We start from the raw sequence: 15,508 nt of genomic DNA, 5'->3' as shown, positions 1-15,508 counted from the left end.
CTCTCCGTTTTCTTGGTGTTGGGAAGAAGCCCGGCACAGCGCAGCCTCACCCGACCGTAGAGAACGACCGTGCTATTTCGCTGAACCGGCGGGGCAGCGTAGGGGCGTTGCCGGGCGCACCGGTCCGGGCTTTCCCGTAGCTGCTATCTCCTGCGCGACACCCGCGCGCGGGAGGGCTTCAGCCTTCCTTGCGCCGCGTCACCACGACGGTGGCCTCGAGGCCGTCGTAGGCCTCGGCATCGCCATACCAGCTGCCGGAGATCGGCGCGGCCTGGGCCGGGTCGCGCGTGACGCCGACGCGGATCAGCTGCCCGCTGCCCATGAGGTTGTTGGTGGGGTCGAAGGCGAGCCAGCCGATGCCCGGAAGATAGGCCTGCAGCCAGGCATGGGTGGTGCCGGCGCCGGTCATCGATTCGCCGGGCGCCTGGGCCGCGCGGTCGAGCGCGGCGTCGTAGAGGTAGCCCGAGACGAACCGGGTCGCGATGCCCAGGCGCCGCGCGGCTTCCATCATCAAGAGCGCGTAGTCGCGGCAGCTGCCGCTGCCGAGCGCCAGTGTCTGCAGCGGCGTCTGCGTGCCTTCCTCGTCGCGCGCCTTGTATTCGAGGCTCTGGCCGATGTGCGCGTTCATGCGCGCGAGCACCTCGCGCGTGCTGTTGGGCTGGTCGGTGTGCAGGAACTGGTGGGCCCAGCGGATCAGCGTTCCACCCGCATCGTCGTCGTGATGCGGCCGCAGGTAATGCTCCAGGTCGAGGCGCTCCTGTACCGTATAGGCAAAGGGCAGGAACTCGGCCGCCGGGTCGAGCGCAAGCTGGTCCTGCTGCGCCGGCACATGCTCGATGGTGAAGGAGCACACGATGCGCAGCTCCATGGCCTCGCCCATGGGCTGCACCAGCGCAACCGAATTCGAATGCGGGTCCTGGATCAGCCGCGTGAACGACTGCGGGCTCACCTGCAGGTCGGTGGCCAGCACGCGCAGGTCGTGGCTGTCGCGCGGGCGGAACATCACCCGGTGCAGACCGAAGGTGACCGGCTTCCTGTAGCGGTAGACGGTGGTGTGGATGATGTCGTATTGGATGGCCATGCGGTGCATTCTCGGGCCTTGGCGCTCTGGCGCCTACGCTTGCGTCCGCTGCGTGCCCAGCGCCTTGGCCAGGTTGGCCGGCAGCGGCAGCGGTTCGCCGTGCCATTGCGCGGCCAGCAGCTCTGCGCACAGGGCCGCGAAGCTGAGGCCGCGCGAGCCCAGGGCGGTGCATGCCCAGAGGCCGTCCTCGTCCAGCGGGCCGACCAGCGGTCGGCGGTCGCCCGAGGCGCAGCGCACGCCGACCCAGGCGTTGACCTCGCCGCGATCGAAGCTCGCGGCCAACCCTGCGGCTGCAGCGGGGTGCAGCCGCTTCAGGCGCTCGCGGTTTGCCGCGGCATCGGCGTCGTTGGGTGCGGGCTCGGTGCTGTCCCGGTCGAAGGTGGCGCCGGCGAGCCAGAGCAGGGCGCCTTCGCCTTCGGGCACATGGGCGATCAGGTGGCCGTCGCCGTTGAGCGGCGTGGCTGGCAACGCGAGATCGTCCGGCACGCGGCCCCAAGCGACCTGTCCGCGCACCGGCTGCAATGGAAGCCCGGGTGCGAACCGCCCCGATTCGAAGCCCGCGGCAACAACGATGCGGTCGGCTTCGGCCAGCAAGTGGCCAGCGGCATCGAACAGCTGCCAGCCTGCGGCGCCCCGCGACAGGCGCTCGACCGCGGCAGTGCCGCGAAACTCGATGCCGGGTTCGCGCAGCCACGCCTGGATCAACCGGGAAGGACGCACCCATCCGGCCCTTGCGTGCCAGAGCGCAGGCGTATCGGCTGGCAGCCCTGCCTCCGCCAATCGCGCCGTGCTGGCGGGCCACGACTCGTTGGGGCCGCTGTCACCCCATCCGGCAGGGACGCGCGTGTCGCCCTCGGGCCGGCGTTCGAGCACGCCGCTGGCGCGCCAATCACGGCCTTGCTGCAGCAGGCGTTCCAGTTCGAGCCAGGTCGCGCGGATGCCTGCACGCGTGAGCCGCGACAGCAGGGCGTCGTCCGGCGACACGTGCGGCGCCATCACGCCGACCGGCAGGCCCGAAGCGCCGGTGGCAGGCCGATCGGCCGCATCGAGCACCGTCACCTGCCATCCGCGCCGTGCCAGGCTGGCGGCTACGGCCGCGCCGGCCAGCCCGGCGCCGATGACCGCGCAACGCCCGGGAACCTCCACGTGCGCGGGCGCGGGGCCGCGGCGGCGCACCGTCCACGAAGGCGCGAACACGCCGGCGAGGCAGTCGCGCTTGGGCGGCAGGCCGGGGCGCCTTTCGAGCTGAAAGCCGTTCTGCGAGAGCGCGTCCCGCACGGAACGGGCATAGGTCCAGGTGGCGAGGCCGGTGCCCTGGCGTGCAAAGCGCGACACGGCTTTCAGCGTATCGGGCGACCACATCGCGGGATTCTGCTGCGGGCTGAAACCGTCGAGAAAGATGCTGTCGGCCTCGAAGCGCTGCGCGCGCAGCATGGCCTGCACATCGCCGATGCACAGCGTGAGCAAGACCCGGCCCTCGTCGAAGGCCAATCGGTGAAAGCCCGGCAGCAGCCCCTGCCACTGGGCGGCCAGTTTCTTGGCCAACGACGCCAGCTCGGGGTACGCCTCGGCGGCCCGCAGCAGGTCTTCAGGCCCGACCGGATGCGCCTCGACCGAGACGAAATGCAGCAGCCTTGGCCGGCTGGCGTCCGCACGCCAGGCCTGCCAGGTTGTCAGGAAATTGAGGCCCAGGCCGAATCCGGTTTCGAGAATCCGCCATTGCGGCTGTCCGCGCCAGGCTTCGGGCAGGCCGCAGCCACCCATGAACACGTGGCGCGACTGCGCCAGCGCCCCGGTTTCGGTGTGGTAGATGTCGTCGAAGCGCTCGCTGTACGGCACGCCGTCGGCGCGCCAGGCGACGGGCTCGGCGGCCAAGACGGGCTCAGTTTGAGGGGGGAACGTAGCCCTGGGCGACGTCGGCGCCTTCACCGAAGAAGTGCTTTTCCATTTGCCGTGCCAGGTACTGGCGGGCGCGCAGATCGGCCAGATTCAGCCGGTTTTCATTCACCAGCATGGTCTGCTGCTTGAGCCAGGCGGCCCAGGCTTCCTTGCTGACGTTCTCCCACAGGCGCTTGCCCAGTTCCCCGGGATAGGGCGGGAAGTCGAGCCCCTCGGCCTCTTTGCCGAGCTTGATGCACTGAACCATGCGTGCCATTTTGATTGCCTCTGGTGGGAAAAGCGGTTGCTTAGTTGATTTTGCTATTTAGAACTGAGAACTTGGTTGTTCCAGTTTCTATATGTCGTATTCAGAATACGTGGCTTCATCGATATGCCCTTTTGAGCCAGACACCATGAGCCTTCGCCGCGACTTTATCAAGCTTTCCCTGGGGGCCGGCGTGGCCGGTGCCATGGCCCTGACGGCATTGCCGTCGTTTGCGCAGGGCGCCGCACCCGTGACGCTGCTCAACGTGTCCTACGACCCGACGCGCGAGCTCTACGTCGACTACAACCGCGCCTTCGCGAAATACTGGAAGGCCAAGACCGGCCAGGACGTGAGCATCAAGCAGTCGCACGGCGGCTCGGGCAAGCAGGCCCGTTCGATCATCGACGGCATCGATGCCGACGTGGCCACGCTGGCGCTGGGCGGCGACATCGATGCGCTGGTCACGCACGGCGGCGTGGTCAAGGCCGACTGGCAGAAGCGCCTGCCGCAGAACTCGGCCCCCTACACCTCGACCATCGTGTTCCTGGTGAAGAAGGGCAACCCCAAGGGCCTGAAGGACTGGGACGACCTGGTCAAGCCCGGTGTGCAGGTGATCACGCCCAACCCCAAGACCTCGGGCGGCGCCCGCTGGAACTACCTGGCCGCCTGGGAGTTCGCCAAGCGCAAGTACGGCAGCGACGCCAAGGCCAAGGAATACATCGGCAGCCTGTTCAAGAACGTGCCTGTGCTGGACACCGGCGCGCGCGGCTCGACCATCACCTTCGTGCAGCGCGGCGTTGGCGACGTGCTGCTGGCCTGGGAGAACGAAGCCTTCCTGGCGCTGAAGGAATTCGGCGCCGAGAAGTTCGAGATTGTGGTGCCGTCCATTTCCATCCTGGCCGAGCCCACGGTGGCGGTGGTCGACAAGGTGGTCGACAAGAAGGGCACCCGTGCCGTGGCCGAGGAATACCTCAAGTACCTGTATTCCGACGAAGGCCAGGACATTGCGGGTCGCAACTTCTACCGCCCGACCTCGGAAAAGGCCAAGGCCAAGTACGACAAGCAGTTTCCCAAGCTGACGCTGGTGACCATCGACCAGGCCTTCGGTGGCTGGGCGAAGGCCGACAAGGCGCACTTCGCGGACGGCGGCTCGTTCGACCAGATCTACACGAAGTAGGGCCCGCAGCTGCGGGCTGCACCTCCTTTGTTGTCGCTTCGCCTCTCTCCCGAGGGGGGGCGGGGAGGCTGCTTCCCGCATCGAAGCCTCCTGGCCATCGATCGCGCCATAACCAACGAAAGCTATCTGTGTCCGTTCTCCTGATTGCTGGCAGCCCTTCGGCACCGTCGCGCTCCACCGCCTTGCTCGAGGCCGTGGCCGAGCGGCTGGCCGGCCGCAATGCGCAGATCGAGCGGCTCGCGATTCGCGATCTGCCGGCAGAGGCGCTGCTGCTGGCCAACTGGAACCATCCGGCCATCGAGCGCGCGATTGCGCAGGTGGCGCGTGCTCGCGTGGTGGTCGTGGCCACGCCGGTCTACAAGGCGGCCTACAGCGGCGTGCTGAAGGTCTTCCTCGATCTGCTGGCGCAGAACGCGCTCAAGGGCAAGACGGTGCTGCCGTTGGCCACCGGCGGCAGCCCGCACCACATGCTCGCGCTCGACTATGCGTTGCGGCCGGTGCTGCACGCGCTCTCGGCGCGCCACATCCTGCCGGGCGTCTACGCGACCGATTCGCAGATCGCGCTGACACCCGAGAACGCCTACCAGGTGCATGCGGACCTGGCCGAGCGGCTCAACGAGGCCGTCGAGGTGCTCGCGACCGAAGGGCTCAAGCTGCCCGCTACCCACGGCTTCGAGCCGGTCCCGTTTTCCCGCGTGCGATGTAGTGTCTGACGGGTTCTTCGTCGAACCCTCGCTCAGCCAATCTCATTTCCGTTCCCCCTTTTTGAAGTCGCCTGTACGCGGCGAGGGGACAGCTTTGCCCAAAGGAATCCACACATGAACCCCGTAGCCACCGAAGACTCCGCGCTCGACACGCCGCCTCGCACCATCTGGCGCGCGCTGCGAGACCTTGCCATCAGCACGATCGTGGTGACCGCCATTGCGCTCATCGTCGGTTTCATCTCGGCCTGAAAGGACACGCCTTCATGACTTCGATTTCCATTCCGCGCCGCCGCCTGTTGCAGGGCACCGCCGCCGCGATGGCGCTGCCTTCGTTCGCGGCGTTGGCCCAGGCGCCCGCGCGGCAGTTGCGCATCGGCCACCAGAAGGGGGCTCTCAGCATCCTCAAGGGCCGCGGCACGCTCGAGAAGCGCCTGGCGCCGCTCGGCGTGGCGCTGAAGTGGACCGAGTTCACGGCCGGTCCGGTGCAGCTCGAAGCACTGAACGTCGGATCCATCGACTTCGGCGACGTGGGGGAAGCGCCCCCCATCTTCGCGCAGGCCGCAGGCGCGCCGCTGGCCTATGTGGCGACCACGCTGCCGCGGCCCCAGTCGGAAGCGGTGCTGGTGCCCAGGGGCTCCGCCGCCAGGACCGTGGCCGACCTGAAGGGAAAGAAGATCGCGCTCAACAAGGGCTCGAACGTCCACTACTTCGTCGTCAAGCTGTTCGAGAAGCATGGCCTCGCGTACAGCGACCTGAACCTCGTCTACCTGCCGCCCGCCGACGCGCGCGCCGCGTTCGAGAAGGGCTCGGTCGATGCTTGGGTGATCTGGGACCCGTTTCTTGCCGCCGCCGAAAAGTCGCTCGACGCCCGCATCCTGGCCGACGCGACCGGCGTGGTGGGCAACCGCGGCTATTACTTCTCGTCGCTCGGCTACGTGGCGAAGAACGCCGACGTGCTGGCCATTGCCATCGAGGAGATCAACAAGGTCGACGTCTGGGGCACCGCCAACAAGAACGATCTTGCCGCCGAGTTCGCGGCCCTGTGGGGCCTGCCCAAGCCCGTGGCCGACCTGACGGTGGCGCGCGCGGCCTATGGCACCAGCCCGATCAGCAAGGCCGTGCTCGCCGAGCAGCAGAAGATCGCCGACACCTTCTTCGAACTGAAGCTGATCCCGCGAAAGATCAGCGTGCTCGAGGCCGCCGCGGCGGGCACGCTGTGACGCAGCCGTTGCAGGACCGCGCCGCACGCGTGGTTGCCACGACCACGCGCGCCTGGGGCATTTCCGAACGGCAACGGCGCACCCGTGCAGGGTTGCCGCGCCTGCGCTTCGCGCTGCCTCGCGTGCGCGGCTTTTTCTTTGCCATCTGAGGGGCCGCCCGGCCCGAACCGACGGAAGACGACATGCAGATATTCTGGTTTCTCCCCACCCACGGCGACAGCCGCTATCTCGGCACGAGCGAAGGCGCACGGCCCGTCGACCTGGCCTACCTGCAGCAGATCGCAGGTGCCGCCGACAACCTCGGCTACGAAGGCGTGCTCATTCCCACTGGCCGCTCATGCGAAGACCCCTGGGTGATCGCTTCGAGCCTGATCGGTGCGACGAAGAATCTCAAGTTCCTGGTTGCGGTGCGACCTGGGCTGCACCAGCCCAGCCTCGCTGCGCGCATGGCCGCGACCTTCGATCGGCTCTCGGGCGGCCGCCTGCTGGTGAACCTGGTGACCGGCGGCGACCAGGCCGAACTCGAAGGCGACGGCGTGTACCTGGATCATGCGGCGCGCTACGAGCAGTCGGCCGAGTTCATCCGCATCTGGCGCGAGATTCTTGCGCGCAGCCACGACGGCCTGGGCTTCGACTACGAGGGCCGCCACCTGAGTGTGAAGGGCGCCAAGCTGCTCTATCCGCCGGTGCAGACCCCCTATCCGCCGGTGTGGTTCGGCGGTTCGTCGGCCGCCGCGCACGAACTCGCGGCCGAGCAGGTCGATGCCTACCTCACCTGGGGCGAGCCGCCCGCCGAGGTGGCCAGGAAGATCGCCGACGTGCGCAACCGCGCTGCGCGCAAGGGCCGCAGCGTCGAGTTCGGCATCCGGCTGCATGTGATCGTGCGCGAAACCGAAGACGCCGCGTGGAAAGCTGCCGAAGAACTGATCAGCCGTGTCGACGACGAGACCGTGATCCGCGCCCAGGCCGCCTTTGCGCGCATGGATTCCGAAGGCCAGCGCCGCATGGCCGCGCTGCATGCGGGCGGCGCCAAGCGATCGCGCGCAGAGTTGGAGATTTCGCCCAACCTCTGGGCCGGCGTGGGCCTGGTGCGCGGCGGCGCGGGCACCGCGCTGGTGGGCGACCCCCGGACCGTGGCGGCGCGCATCGAGGAATACGCGGCACTCGGCCTCGACAAATTCATTCTCTCGGGCTACCCGCATCTCGAAGAGGCCTACCGATTCGCCGAGCTGGTGTTTCCGCTGCTCTCGCGCAAGGCGCAGGCACGGCTCGCGGGCGGTTCGCTGAGCGGGCCATTCGGTGAAGTGGTCGCCAATCTCGACGCGCCTTCGCGCCTCGCTTCCCAAAGCTAAGGACCCTCATGACGGAACAAGTGCAAAAGCTGCCGGCGGTCGTGCCTTCAGAAGAAAACGCCGGCCGGGCGCTCAAGGCCTTCGGCGCCAACGTGGCGGGGCGGCTGGTGCCGTGGCTCGTGCCGGTGGGGCTGATCGTCTTCTGGCAGATCGCTTCATCGCTGGGCTGGCTCTCCACGCGGGTGCTGCCGGCGCCGGTGGATGTGGTCAAGGCCGCCTGGACGCTGGCGGTGTCGGGCGAGCTCTGGACGCACGTCAAGGTGAGCGCGGGCCGCGCGCTCGCGGGCCTCGCCATCGGCGGCGGAACCGGGCTGGTGCTGGGCCTCTTGACAGGGTCGGTGAAGTTCTTCGAGACGCTGCTCGACTCGACCATCCAGATGGTGCGCAACATTCCCGCGCTGGCGCTCATTCCGCTCGTGATCCTGTGGTTCGGCATCGACGAGTCGGCCAAGCTGTTTCTCATCTCGGTGTCGGTGTTCTTTCCGATCTACCTCAACACCTTTCACGGCATCCGCAACGTCGATCCGCAGCTGATCGAGATGGGCCGCACCTATGGCCTCTCGCGCTGGCAGCTGTACCGCGAGGTGATCCTGCCGGGTGCGCTGTCGTCCATCCTGGTGGGCCTGCGCTTCTCGCTCGGGCTGATGTGGGTGATCCTGATCGTGGCCGAAACCATCTCGGCGCAGGCCGGCATCGGCTACCTCACGATGAATGCCCGCGAGTTCCTGCAGACCGACATCGTGCTGGTGGGCATCCTGCTGTATGCGCTGCTCGGCAAGCTGGCCGACCTGTTCGCGCGCGGGCTGGAGCAATGGTGGCTGCGCTGGCATCCCGGCTACCAGAAGAAGCCGAAGTGAGGGCAGGGCGCATGACTTCACATTCCACAATTTCGCGCCGCACGGCCATCGCAACCCTGGGCGCACTGGGTGCCGGTGCGGTGCTGGCCCAGGGCGCCACGGCTCGCCCTGCCACGGTGCGGCTCGGCTACCAGAAGTCCTCGACACTGACTGCGGTGCTCAAGGCGCAGGGCACGCTCGACAAGCAGCTGGCTCCGCTCAATACCACGCTGAGCTGGCATGAGTTCACCAGCGGCCTTCCGCTGCTCGAGGCGCTGAACCTCGGCAACCTCGACATCAGCGCCGACGTGGCCGACACCGTGCCGGTATTCGCACAGGCCGCCGGCGCCGAGCTGACCTTTGTTGCACAGGAAGCGCCTTCGCCCGCCGCGCAGGCCATCCTCGTGCGCGAAGACTCGCCGCTCAAGTCGGTTTCCGACCTGAAGGGAAAGAAGGTCGGCTTTGCCAAGGCAGCCGGCGCGCATTACCTGCTGATCGCGGCCTTGGAGAAGGCTGGCCTGTCCTTCAAGGACGTCGAGCCCGCCTACCTGACACCGGCCGACGGCCGTGCCGCCTTCGAGCGCGGTGCCATCGACGCCTGGGTGGTATGGGACCCGTTCCTTGCCGCGGCACAGCGCCAGGCCAGGGTGCGCGTGCTGGCCGACGGCACGGGCATCGCGTCGTACCAGCGCTACTACCTTGCCGGTACCCGGTTCGCAAATGCGCGCCCGGATGTGCTGCGCGTGGTGTACGCCGAGCTGGAGAAAACCGGCAAATGGGTCAAGCAGAACCCCAAGGAAGCGGCGGCGCTGCTGTCGCCCGTGTGGGGCCTCGATGCGGCGACGATCGAGCAGGCCAATGCACGCCGCAGCTACGCGGTACGCCCTGTGGTGGCCGAGGCGCTGACCGAACAGCAGCGCATCGCCGATGCCTTCTTCGCGGAGAAGCTGCTGCCCAGAAAGATCAACGCGCTGGACGTGGCGCTCTTCCAACCGAGCCTGAAATCATGAGTGCAGTTCTGAAAGACATCCAGCCACCGGCCATTGCCGGCGGCGTGCGCCTTGAGGCGCGCGGACTGCACAAGCGCTACGGCGAACGCGAGGTGCTGCGCAACACGCAACTCGGCATCGAGCCGGGGCAGTTCATCGCCATCGTCGGTCGCAGCGGCTGCGGCAAGAGCACGCTGCTGCGGCTCATTGCCGGGCTCGAGGAAGCCACCTCCGGCGGCCTCTATACCGACGGCAAGGCGATCGACGGCCTGCACGACGACACCCGGATCATGTTCCAGGAAGCGCGCCTGCTGCCCTGGCGACGCGTGCTCGACAACGTGACGCTGGGTCTGCCCGGCGACGCCAAGGCGCGCGGCAAGGAAGTGCTGGCGCAGGTGGGCCTGGCCGACCGCGAGAACGAATGGCCGGCGCGCCTGTCGGGCGGCCAGCGCCAGCGCGTGTCGCTTGCACGCGCATTGGTGCATCACCCGCGCCTGCTGCTGCTCGACGAGCCCCTGGGCGCGCTCGACGCGCTGACCCGCATCGAGATGCACCGCCTCATCGAAAACCTCTGGCTGCGCCACCGCTTCACCGCGCTGCTGGTGACGCACGACGTCCAGGAGGCCGTGGCCCTCGCGGACCGCGTGATCCTGATCGAGGACGGCCGCATTGCGCTCGACGAGAACATTGCGCTCGCCAGGCCTCGCTCGCAGGGCGATCCGGCTTTTGCGGCCATCGAGAAACGCATTCTCGACCGCGTGCTGCAGAAGGCCGGAGAGGCCGAACCCGCCGGCACCGACGCGAGCTGGCTGCAACCGTCCGCGCACACGCTGCGCTGGGCGATCTGAACTCGTTCATCCACAAAAACAGAAAGGCAGTTGCATGTCGCAAGACTGGAAATTCGAAACCCTGTCGGTGCACGCCGGCTACTCGCCCGAACCGACCACGCGCGCCGTGGCGCCGCCCATCTATCAAACGGTGGCCTATGCCTTCGACAGCGCCCAGCACGGTGCCGACCTGTTCGACCTGAAGGTGCCGGGCAACATCTACACCCGCATCAACAACCCGACGCAGGACGTGCTCGAGCAGCGCGTGGCCGCGCTCGAAGGCGGCATCGCCGCGCTGGCGCTGGCCTCGGGCCAGGCGGCCGTGACCTATGCGATCCAGACCATTGCGGAGGCGGGCGACAACATCGTCAGCAGCACCGCGCTCTATGGCGGCACCTACAACCTGTTTGCGCACACGCTGCCGCAGTTCGGCATCACCACGCGCTTCGCGGACCACCGGGATCCGAAGAGCTTCGAGAAGCTCTTCGACGAGAAGACCAAGGCGGTGTTCGTCGAATCGCTCGGCAACCCGGCCGGCAACGTGACCGACATCGCCGCCATTGCCGAGATCGCGCACCGCCACGGCGTGCCGCTGATCGTGGACAACACCGTGCCTTCGCCCTACCTGAGCCGGCCCATCGAGCATGGCGCCGACATCGTGGTGCACTCGCTCACCAAGTACCTGGGCGGCCATGGCACCAGCATTGGCGGCGCCATCGTCGATTCGGGCAAGTTCCCCTGGGCCCAGCACAAGGAGCGCTTCAGGCGCCTGAACGAACCCGACGTGAGCTACCACGGGGTGGTCTACACCGAGGCGCTGGGCCCGGCCGCCTACATCGGCCGTGCGCGCGTGGTGCCGCTGCGCAACACGGGTGCGGCCATCTCGCCGTTCAACGCCTTCCTGATCCTGCAGGGCATCGAGACGCTGGCGCTGCGCATGGACCGCATCAGCAGCAACGCGCTTTCGGTGGCACAGCACCTGGCGACGCACAAGGCCGTGAATTGGGTCAACTATGCGGCGCTCGAAGACCATCCCGACCATGCACTCGCGAAGAAGTACTTCGGCGGCAAGTCCAGCGGCGTGCTGACCTTCGGCATTGGAAGCGGCCGCGAGGGCGGGGCGAAGTTCCTCGATGCGCTGAAGCTCTTCACGCGGCTCGTGAACATCGGCGACGTGCGCTCGCTGGCCACGCACCCGGCCTCGACCACGCACCGCCAGCTCTCGCCGGAAGAACTGGCAAGGGCTGGGGTGACGGAAGACACCGTGCGGCTGTCGGTCGGCATCGAGCACATCGACGACCTGATTGCCGACCTCGACCAGGCGCTGGCCGCGGCGGCCGGGTGATCCGCACCGCTTCCACTTCCCTTCACTCCCATTCGAACCTTCCTTCAACCCGAAAGAGAAACATCATGTCCATTCAAGCCATCAACGTCCGCAACCAGTTCAAGGGCAAGGTCCGCGAAATCATCCGCGGCGACGTCGTCTCCGAAGTCGACGTCGAAACCGCCTGGGGCATCGTGACCTCAGTCATCACCACGCGCTCGGTCGACGAACTGCAGCTCAAGGTGGGCTCCGACGTGGTCGCGCTCGTCAAGTCGACGGAGGTTTCGATCGCGAAGCTCTGACGGACCCTCGGGCTTGCGAACAACCCGGCGCCGCCTTGGTGCCGGGTTTTTTTCGATTTCGCAGTCGGGTTTTCCGTTCTTGGCACACGGGTCGCGGGCTTCTACAGTGTTGGTTACACCGCCCGGAGAGAACACCATGGTCAACTTCGAAGTGAGCGATATCGTCCGCGCGCTGCACGACGCGCGCAACGAGTGGCGCGATTCGCAGCGCCGTTCGCGCGAACCCGGCGCGCGCGAGTTTCCCTCGCGCGATGCGCTTGCGCAGATCGTGGAGCTGCTCAAGGGCGCGCTGTTTCCGATGCGGCTCGGGCCGCCCGAACTGCGCCACGAGAGTGAAGATTTCTACGTCGGCCATACGCTGAGCACGGCCCTGGAATCCCTGGTGGTGCAGGCGCGGCTGGAGCTGAACTTCAATGCGCGCCACCAGCCGCGGCCCGCGAGCGAGATCGACCAGATGGCGACCGAGGCGGTTCGCCAGTTCGCAAGTGCGCTGCCGGGCCTGCGCCGACTGCTCGACAGCGACGTGCTTGCGGCGTACCAGGGGGATCCGGCCGCGCGCAGCGTCGACGAGGTGCTGCTGTGCTACCCCGGCGTGCTCGCAATGATCCACCACCGCTTTGCGCACCGGCTCTACGAACTCGGCCTGCCGCTGCTGGCGCGTATCGTGGCCGAACTCGCGCATGCACAGACAGGCATCGACATCCACCCCGGCGCGCAGATCGACGCGGGCTTCTTCATGGACCACGGCACGGGCGTGGTGATCGGCGAGACGGCGATCATCGGCAAGCGCGTGCGCCTGTACCAGGCCGTGACGCTGGGCGCCAAGCGCTTTCCCACCGACGCCGAGGGCAACCTGCAGAAGGGCCTGCCGCGGCATCCGGTGGTGGAGGACGACGTGGTGATCTACGCCGGCGCCACCATCCTTGGCCGCGTGACGCTGGGGAGGGGTGCGGTCATCGGCGGCAACGTGTGGATCACTGAGGATGTGAAGCCGGGCGCCAGCGTGACGCAGGCCAGCCTGCAGAACGCGCCAAAGGCAAACGCGCCATAGAGGGGCGTCGAAGGCCGGGGCATCGTCGGCCACGCTATGCTTCACCATTGTTAACAATGTTGCTTGCATCCGCATGTCCTTGCCTCAAGCCACTTCCTCCGCTTCTTCCATGCCCCCGGGCGCCGACCAGTCCTGCGATGTGCTCGTGATCGGCGGGGGCCCCGCGGGTGCCACGATTTCGGCGCTGCTCGCGCAGCAGGGCCGAGAGGTGGTGCTGCTCGAAAAGGCGCATCACCCGCGATTTCACATCGGCGAATCGCTGCTGCCGGCGAACGTGGAGCTTTTCGACAAGCTCGGCGTGCGCGACCAGGTCGAGAAGATCGGGATGCCCAAATTCGGCATCGAGTTCGTCTCGCCGGAGCATGAGCACCGCAGCTACGTGGACTTTGCCGAAGGCTGGGACAAGACGCTCGACTCTGCCTGGCAGGTGCGCCGCTCGGAACTCGACGAACTGCTGTTCCGCAACGCCGCCACGCGCGGCGCGCAGACGGTCGAAGGCTGCAAGGTGCGCGACGTGGCCTTCGATGCCGACGGCGCCACGGTGCAGGCCGAAATGGACGACGGTGCCAGGCGCAGCTGGCGCGCCCGCTTCGTGGTGGACGCGACGGGGCGCGACACGCTGCTGGCCAACAAATTCCGCTGCAAGGAAAAGAACCCCGACCACAACAGCACTGCGCTGTTCGGCCACTTCACCAACGCCGAACGGCTCGAAGGCAAGAAGGAAGGCAACATCAGCATCTGCTGGTTCCCGCACGGCTGGTTCTGGTTCATTCCGCTGGCCGATGGCACCACCAGCGTGGGCGCGGTCTGCTGGCCCTACTACCTGAAGACGCGCGACAAGCCGCTGAAAGACTTTTTCTACGACACCATTGCGCTGTGCCCGGTGCTGGTGGAACGGCTCAAGAACGCCACTCTGGTCGACGATGCGGTGCACGCCACCGGCAATTTCTCGTACTCGAGCACCCATGCCACGGGCGACCGCTACCTGATGCTGGGCGACGCCTTTACCTTCATCGACCCGATGTTCTCGTCGGGCGTGTACCTCGCCATGCACAGTGCCTTCGACGGCGCCCAACTGGTGGCCACGGCCCTCGACAAGCCCGCCGAGCTGGCGCCCGCGCGGAAGGACTTCGAAGCCATGATGCGCAAGGGGCCGCGCGAATACTCATGGTTCATCTACCGCGTGACCAACCCGACGATCCGCGACATGTTCATGCATCCCGGCAATCCGTTCCGCGTGAAGGAGGGGCTGATGTCGCTGCTGGCCGGTGATATCTACCGCGGTACGCCGATGTGGCGGGCGCTCGGCATGTTCAAGTTTCTCTACTACTTCATCTCGATCACCCACATGCGCCGCACGTGGGAGGGGTGGAAGCGGCACCGCTTCAACATCCGGGACATGGGTGCGCTGAAGGGCGAGACGATCCTCAAGTCGGAGTAGCGCCGCGGCTGGCCAGTGCGGCCCGCGCCTCGTAGGCCTTGAGATGCACGTAGGCCGTGCGCAGCACCGAAGGCACCGGCGATTCGGCCCGCGCGGCGCGGCTCAACAGGTCGCCGATGATGTGGTCGGCCTCGACCGGCGCGCCGCGCACGATGTCCTTGTACATGGAAGCCGTCATCGCCGAGCCCGCCGCGGTCACGATCTTGCGGCCGCGCTCGACGGCAGCGGGGCGCGGCGCGAATCCGTTGTGCGCGGCAATGGCGCAGCATTCGTCGAAGATCGCGAGCGCCACGTCCTGTCCCCCTGACGCCACGATGTCGCCGATGGATGCGCGCATCAGGCTCGTGAGGCCCGCCGCCGAGGCGATGAAGACCCATTTCTCCCACATGTCCTGCGAGATGGTCTCGCTCGCGGTGGCATCGAACTTCGCCCCTGCGAATTGCGCCTCGATGGCATCGACCCGTGCCGATCGGCCGCCGGCGCGCTCGCCATAGCTCAGGCCGTGCATGTCGTTGAGGTGCAGCACGCGGCCTTCGTCGTCCAGCGTGGCGGAAATCATGCAAAGGCCGCCCAGCACGCGCTCGTTGCCGAAGCGCTCGACCAGGCGGTCGATGTGTTTCATGCCGTTGAGCAGAGGAAGAATGACCGTGCCCGGCCCCACCGCTGGCGCGAAGGAATCCATTGTCGAATCGAGGTCGTAGGCCTTGCTTGCGACAACGATCACGTCGAATGGCGCCTCGATGTCTTCGGCCATCACGTGGGGCGGCGAAGGCAGCTGCAGGTTGCCGAAGGGGCTTTGAATCGCCAGCCCGGTCTTCGCGATCTGCGCCGCGCGCCGAGGGCGCAGCAGAAAGGTCACGTCGCGCCCCGCCTCCAGCAACCGGCCGCCGAAATAACCACCGAGTGCGCCGGCACCCACCACCAGAAATCGCATTGTGAATCGCTCCTGAGTCGAAAGGACCCGGGCGATGATGCCCGCGATTGCGCGAGCCTGCTTTTGCCTGCCTGAAAGCCGGAGGCGAAGCGAAGAGCTTTTCTAGAAAAGGTCTTGGGCGCTTCGC

The 15,508-nt window shown here is 67.1% G+C and carries 17 protein-coding genes; 13 read left to right on the top strand and 4 right to left on the bottom strand.

From position 1 onward, the window contains the following. Positions 1-178 precede the first annotated feature (178 nt). The 3 genes from ACAM55_RS12145 to ACAM55_RS12135 are packed head-to-tail and all read right to left on the bottom strand — an operon-like array spanning position 179 to position 3,236. Positions 179-1,081 carry a transglutaminase domain-containing protein gene (locus ACAM55_RS12145; protein WP_369656231.1) on the bottom strand — a complete coding sequence of 301 codons (903 nt, stop codon included), beginning with the start codon at positions 1,079-1,081 and terminating at the stop codon, positions 179-181. 33 nt (positions 1,082-1,114) lie between these two features. Next, complete coding sequence (mnmC, locus tag ACAM55_RS12140; protein ID WP_369656230.1) at positions 1,115-2,956, bottom strand: FAD-dependent 5-carboxymethylaminomethyl-2-thiouridine(34) oxidoreductase MnmC; 1,842 nt, start codon at positions 2,954-2,956, stop codon at positions 1,115-1,117. 7 nt (positions 2,957-2,963) lie between these two features. Further along, a complete protein-coding gene (locus ACAM55_RS12135) occupies positions 2,964-3,236 on the bottom strand; it encodes an oxidative damage protection protein (protein ID WP_012748083.1) in 273 nt (90 codons plus the stop codon). A 136-nt stretch (positions 3,237-3,372) separates the two neighbouring features. On the opposite strand from ACAM55_RS12135, the gene ACAM55_RS12130 reads away from it, so the two are divergent. The 13 genes from ACAM55_RS12130 to ACAM55_RS12070 all read left to right on the top strand — a co-directional run bounded on the left by ACAM55_RS12130 (position 3,373) and on the right by ACAM55_RS12070 (position 14,447). Continuing rightward, a complete protein-coding gene (locus ACAM55_RS12130) occupies positions 3,373-4,401 on the top strand; it encodes a sulfate ABC transporter substrate-binding protein (protein WP_369656229.1) in 1,029 nt (342 codons plus the stop codon). Positions 4,402-4,529: 128 nt separating this feature from the next. Continuing rightward, positions 4,530-5,114, top strand: coding sequence for an NADPH-dependent FMN reductase (ssuE, locus tag ACAM55_RS12125; protein ID WP_369656228.1), 585 nt, complete (start codon positions 4,530-4,532; stop codon positions 5,112-5,114). 105 nt (positions 5,115-5,219) lie between these two features. Further along, entirely contained in the window at positions 5,220-5,354 is a 135-nt protein-coding gene (locus ACAM55_RS12120; RefSeq protein ID WP_369656227.1) for a hypothetical protein, read from the top strand. Positions 5,355-5,368: 14 nt separating this feature from the next. After that, the gene (locus ACAM55_RS12115) at positions 5,369-6,325 is read left to right on the top strand and encodes a sulfonate ABC transporter substrate-binding protein (RefSeq protein ID WP_369656226.1); all 957 of its coding nucleotides are present in this window, start codon (positions 5,369-5,371) and stop codon (positions 6,323-6,325) included. Further along, the gene (locus ACAM55_RS12110; RefSeq protein ID WP_369656225.1) at positions 6,322-6,474 is read left to right on the top strand and encodes a hypothetical protein; all 153 of its coding nucleotides are present in this window, start codon (positions 6,322-6,324) and stop codon (positions 6,472-6,474) included. The genes ACAM55_RS12115 and ACAM55_RS12110 overlap by 4 nt, the downstream gene beginning before the upstream one ends. Positions 6,475-6,507: 33 nt before the next feature. Next, the gene (gene ssuD, locus ACAM55_RS12105) at positions 6,508-7,677 is read left to right on the top strand and encodes an FMNH2-dependent alkanesulfonate monooxygenase (RefSeq protein WP_369656224.1); all 1,170 of its coding nucleotides are present in this window, start codon (positions 6,508-6,510) and stop codon (positions 7,675-7,677) included. A gap of 8 nt (positions 7,678-7,685) precedes the next feature. After that, positions 7,686-8,534 (top strand): aliphatic sulfonate ABC transporter permease SsuC, encoded by an 849-nt coding sequence (gene ssuC / locus ACAM55_RS12100; protein ID WP_369656223.1) that lies wholly within the window; start codon positions 7,686-7,688, stop codon positions 8,532-8,534. A gap of 11 nt (positions 8,535-8,545) precedes the next feature. Then, positions 8,546-9,523 carry an aliphatic sulfonate ABC transporter substrate-binding protein gene (locus tag ACAM55_RS12095; RefSeq protein WP_369656222.1) on the top strand — a complete coding sequence of 326 codons (978 nt, stop codon included), beginning with the start codon at positions 8,546-8,548 and terminating at the stop codon, positions 9,521-9,523. Further along, positions 9,520-10,350, top strand: coding sequence for an ATP-binding cassette domain-containing protein (locus ACAM55_RS12090; protein WP_369656221.1), 831 nt, complete (start codon positions 9,520-9,522; stop codon positions 10,348-10,350). The genes ACAM55_RS12095 and ACAM55_RS12090 overlap by 4 nt, the downstream gene beginning before the upstream one ends. 34 nt (positions 10,351-10,384) lie before the next feature. After that, positions 10,385-11,674 (top strand): O-acetylhomoserine aminocarboxypropyltransferase/cysteine synthase family protein, encoded by a 1,290-nt coding sequence (locus tag ACAM55_RS12085; RefSeq protein WP_369656220.1) that lies wholly within the window; start codon positions 10,385-10,387, stop codon positions 11,672-11,674. A gap of 65 nt (positions 11,675-11,739) precedes the next feature. Next, entirely contained in the window at positions 11,740-11,955 is a 216-nt protein-coding gene (locus ACAM55_RS12080) for a molybdopterin-binding protein (RefSeq protein WP_007829250.1), read from the top strand. Between the two features lie 136 nt (positions 11,956-12,091). Then, a complete protein-coding gene (gene epsC, locus ACAM55_RS12075) occupies positions 12,092-13,006 on the top strand; it encodes a serine O-acetyltransferase EpsC (RefSeq protein WP_369656219.1) in 915 nt (304 codons plus the stop codon). Between the two features lie 73 nt (positions 13,007-13,079). Beyond that, complete coding sequence (locus ACAM55_RS12070; RefSeq protein ID WP_369656218.1) at positions 13,080-14,447, top strand: NAD(P)/FAD-dependent oxidoreductase; 1,368 nt, start codon at positions 13,080-13,082, stop codon at positions 14,445-14,447. On the opposite strand, the gene panE is transcribed toward ACAM55_RS12070, so the two are convergent. Beyond that, positions 14,434-15,381 (bottom strand): 2-dehydropantoate 2-reductase, encoded by a 948-nt coding sequence (gene panE, locus ACAM55_RS12065; RefSeq protein WP_369656217.1) that lies wholly within the window; start codon positions 15,379-15,381, stop codon positions 14,434-14,436. The genes ACAM55_RS12070 and panE overlap by 14 nt on opposite strands. Positions 15,382-15,508: the final 127 nt, after the last annotated feature.

Origin of the sequence: Variovorax sp. V213, from assembly GCF_041154455.1 — a bacterium.
Taxonomy (GTDB): Bacteria; Pseudomonadota; Gammaproteobacteria; order Burkholderiales; family Burkholderiaceae_C; genus Variovorax.
The sequence above is the reverse complement of the archived record's forward strand: the minus strand, read 5'-3'. Positions and strand labels throughout refer to the sequence as shown.

Bases quoted from the DNA above. Each gene is read 5' to 3' on its own strand.
- epsC (WP_369656219.1), top strand. From the start codon at position 12,092: ATGGTCAACTTCGAAGTGAGCGATATCGTCCGCGCGCTGCACGACGCG.
- ACAM55_RS12090 (WP_369656221.1), top strand. From the start codon at position 9,520: ATGAGTGCAGTTCTGAAAGACATCCAGCCACCGGCCATTGCCGGCGGC.
- ACAM55_RS12120 (WP_369656227.1), top strand. From the start codon at position 5,220: ATGAACCCCGTAGCCACCGAAGACTCCGCGCTCGACACGCCGCCTCGC.
- ACAM55_RS12095 (WP_369656222.1), top strand. From the start codon at position 8,546: ATGACTTCACATTCCACAATTTCGCGCCGCACGGCCATCGCAACCCTG.
- ACAM55_RS12135 (WP_012748083.1), bottom strand. From the start codon at position 3,236: ATGGCACGCATGGTTCAGTGCATCAAGCTCGGCAAAGAGGCCGAGGGG.
- ACAM55_RS12145 (WP_369656231.1), bottom strand. From the start codon at position 1,081: ATGGCCATCCAATACGACATCATCCACACCACCGTCTACCGCTACAGG.
- ACAM55_RS12070 (WP_369656218.1), top strand. From the start codon at position 13,080: ATGTCCTTGCCTCAAGCCACTTCCTCCGCTTCTTCCATGCCCCCGGGC.
- ACAM55_RS12085 (WP_369656220.1), top strand. From the start codon at position 10,385: ATGTCGCAAGACTGGAAATTCGAAACCCTGTCGGTGCACGCCGGCTAC.
- ACAM55_RS12130 (WP_369656229.1), top strand. From the start codon at position 3,373: ATGAGCCTTCGCCGCGACTTTATCAAGCTTTCCCTGGGGGCCGGCGTG.
- ACAM55_RS12080 (WP_007829250.1), top strand. From the start codon at position 11,740: ATGTCCATTCAAGCCATCAACGTCCGCAACCAGTTCAAGGGCAAGGTC.
- panE (WP_369656217.1), bottom strand. From the start codon at position 15,381: ATGCGATTTCTGGTGGTGGGTGCCGGCGCACTCGGTGGTTATTTCGGC.
- ACAM55_RS12115 (WP_369656226.1), top strand. From the start codon at position 5,369: ATGACTTCGATTTCCATTCCGCGCCGCCGCCTGTTGCAGGGCACCGCC.
- ssuD (WP_369656224.1), top strand. From the start codon at position 6,508: ATGCAGATATTCTGGTTTCTCCCCACCCACGGCGACAGCCGCTATCTC.
- ssuC (WP_369656223.1), top strand. From the start codon at position 7,686: ATGACGGAACAAGTGCAAAAGCTGCCGGCGGTCGTGCCTTCAGAAGAA.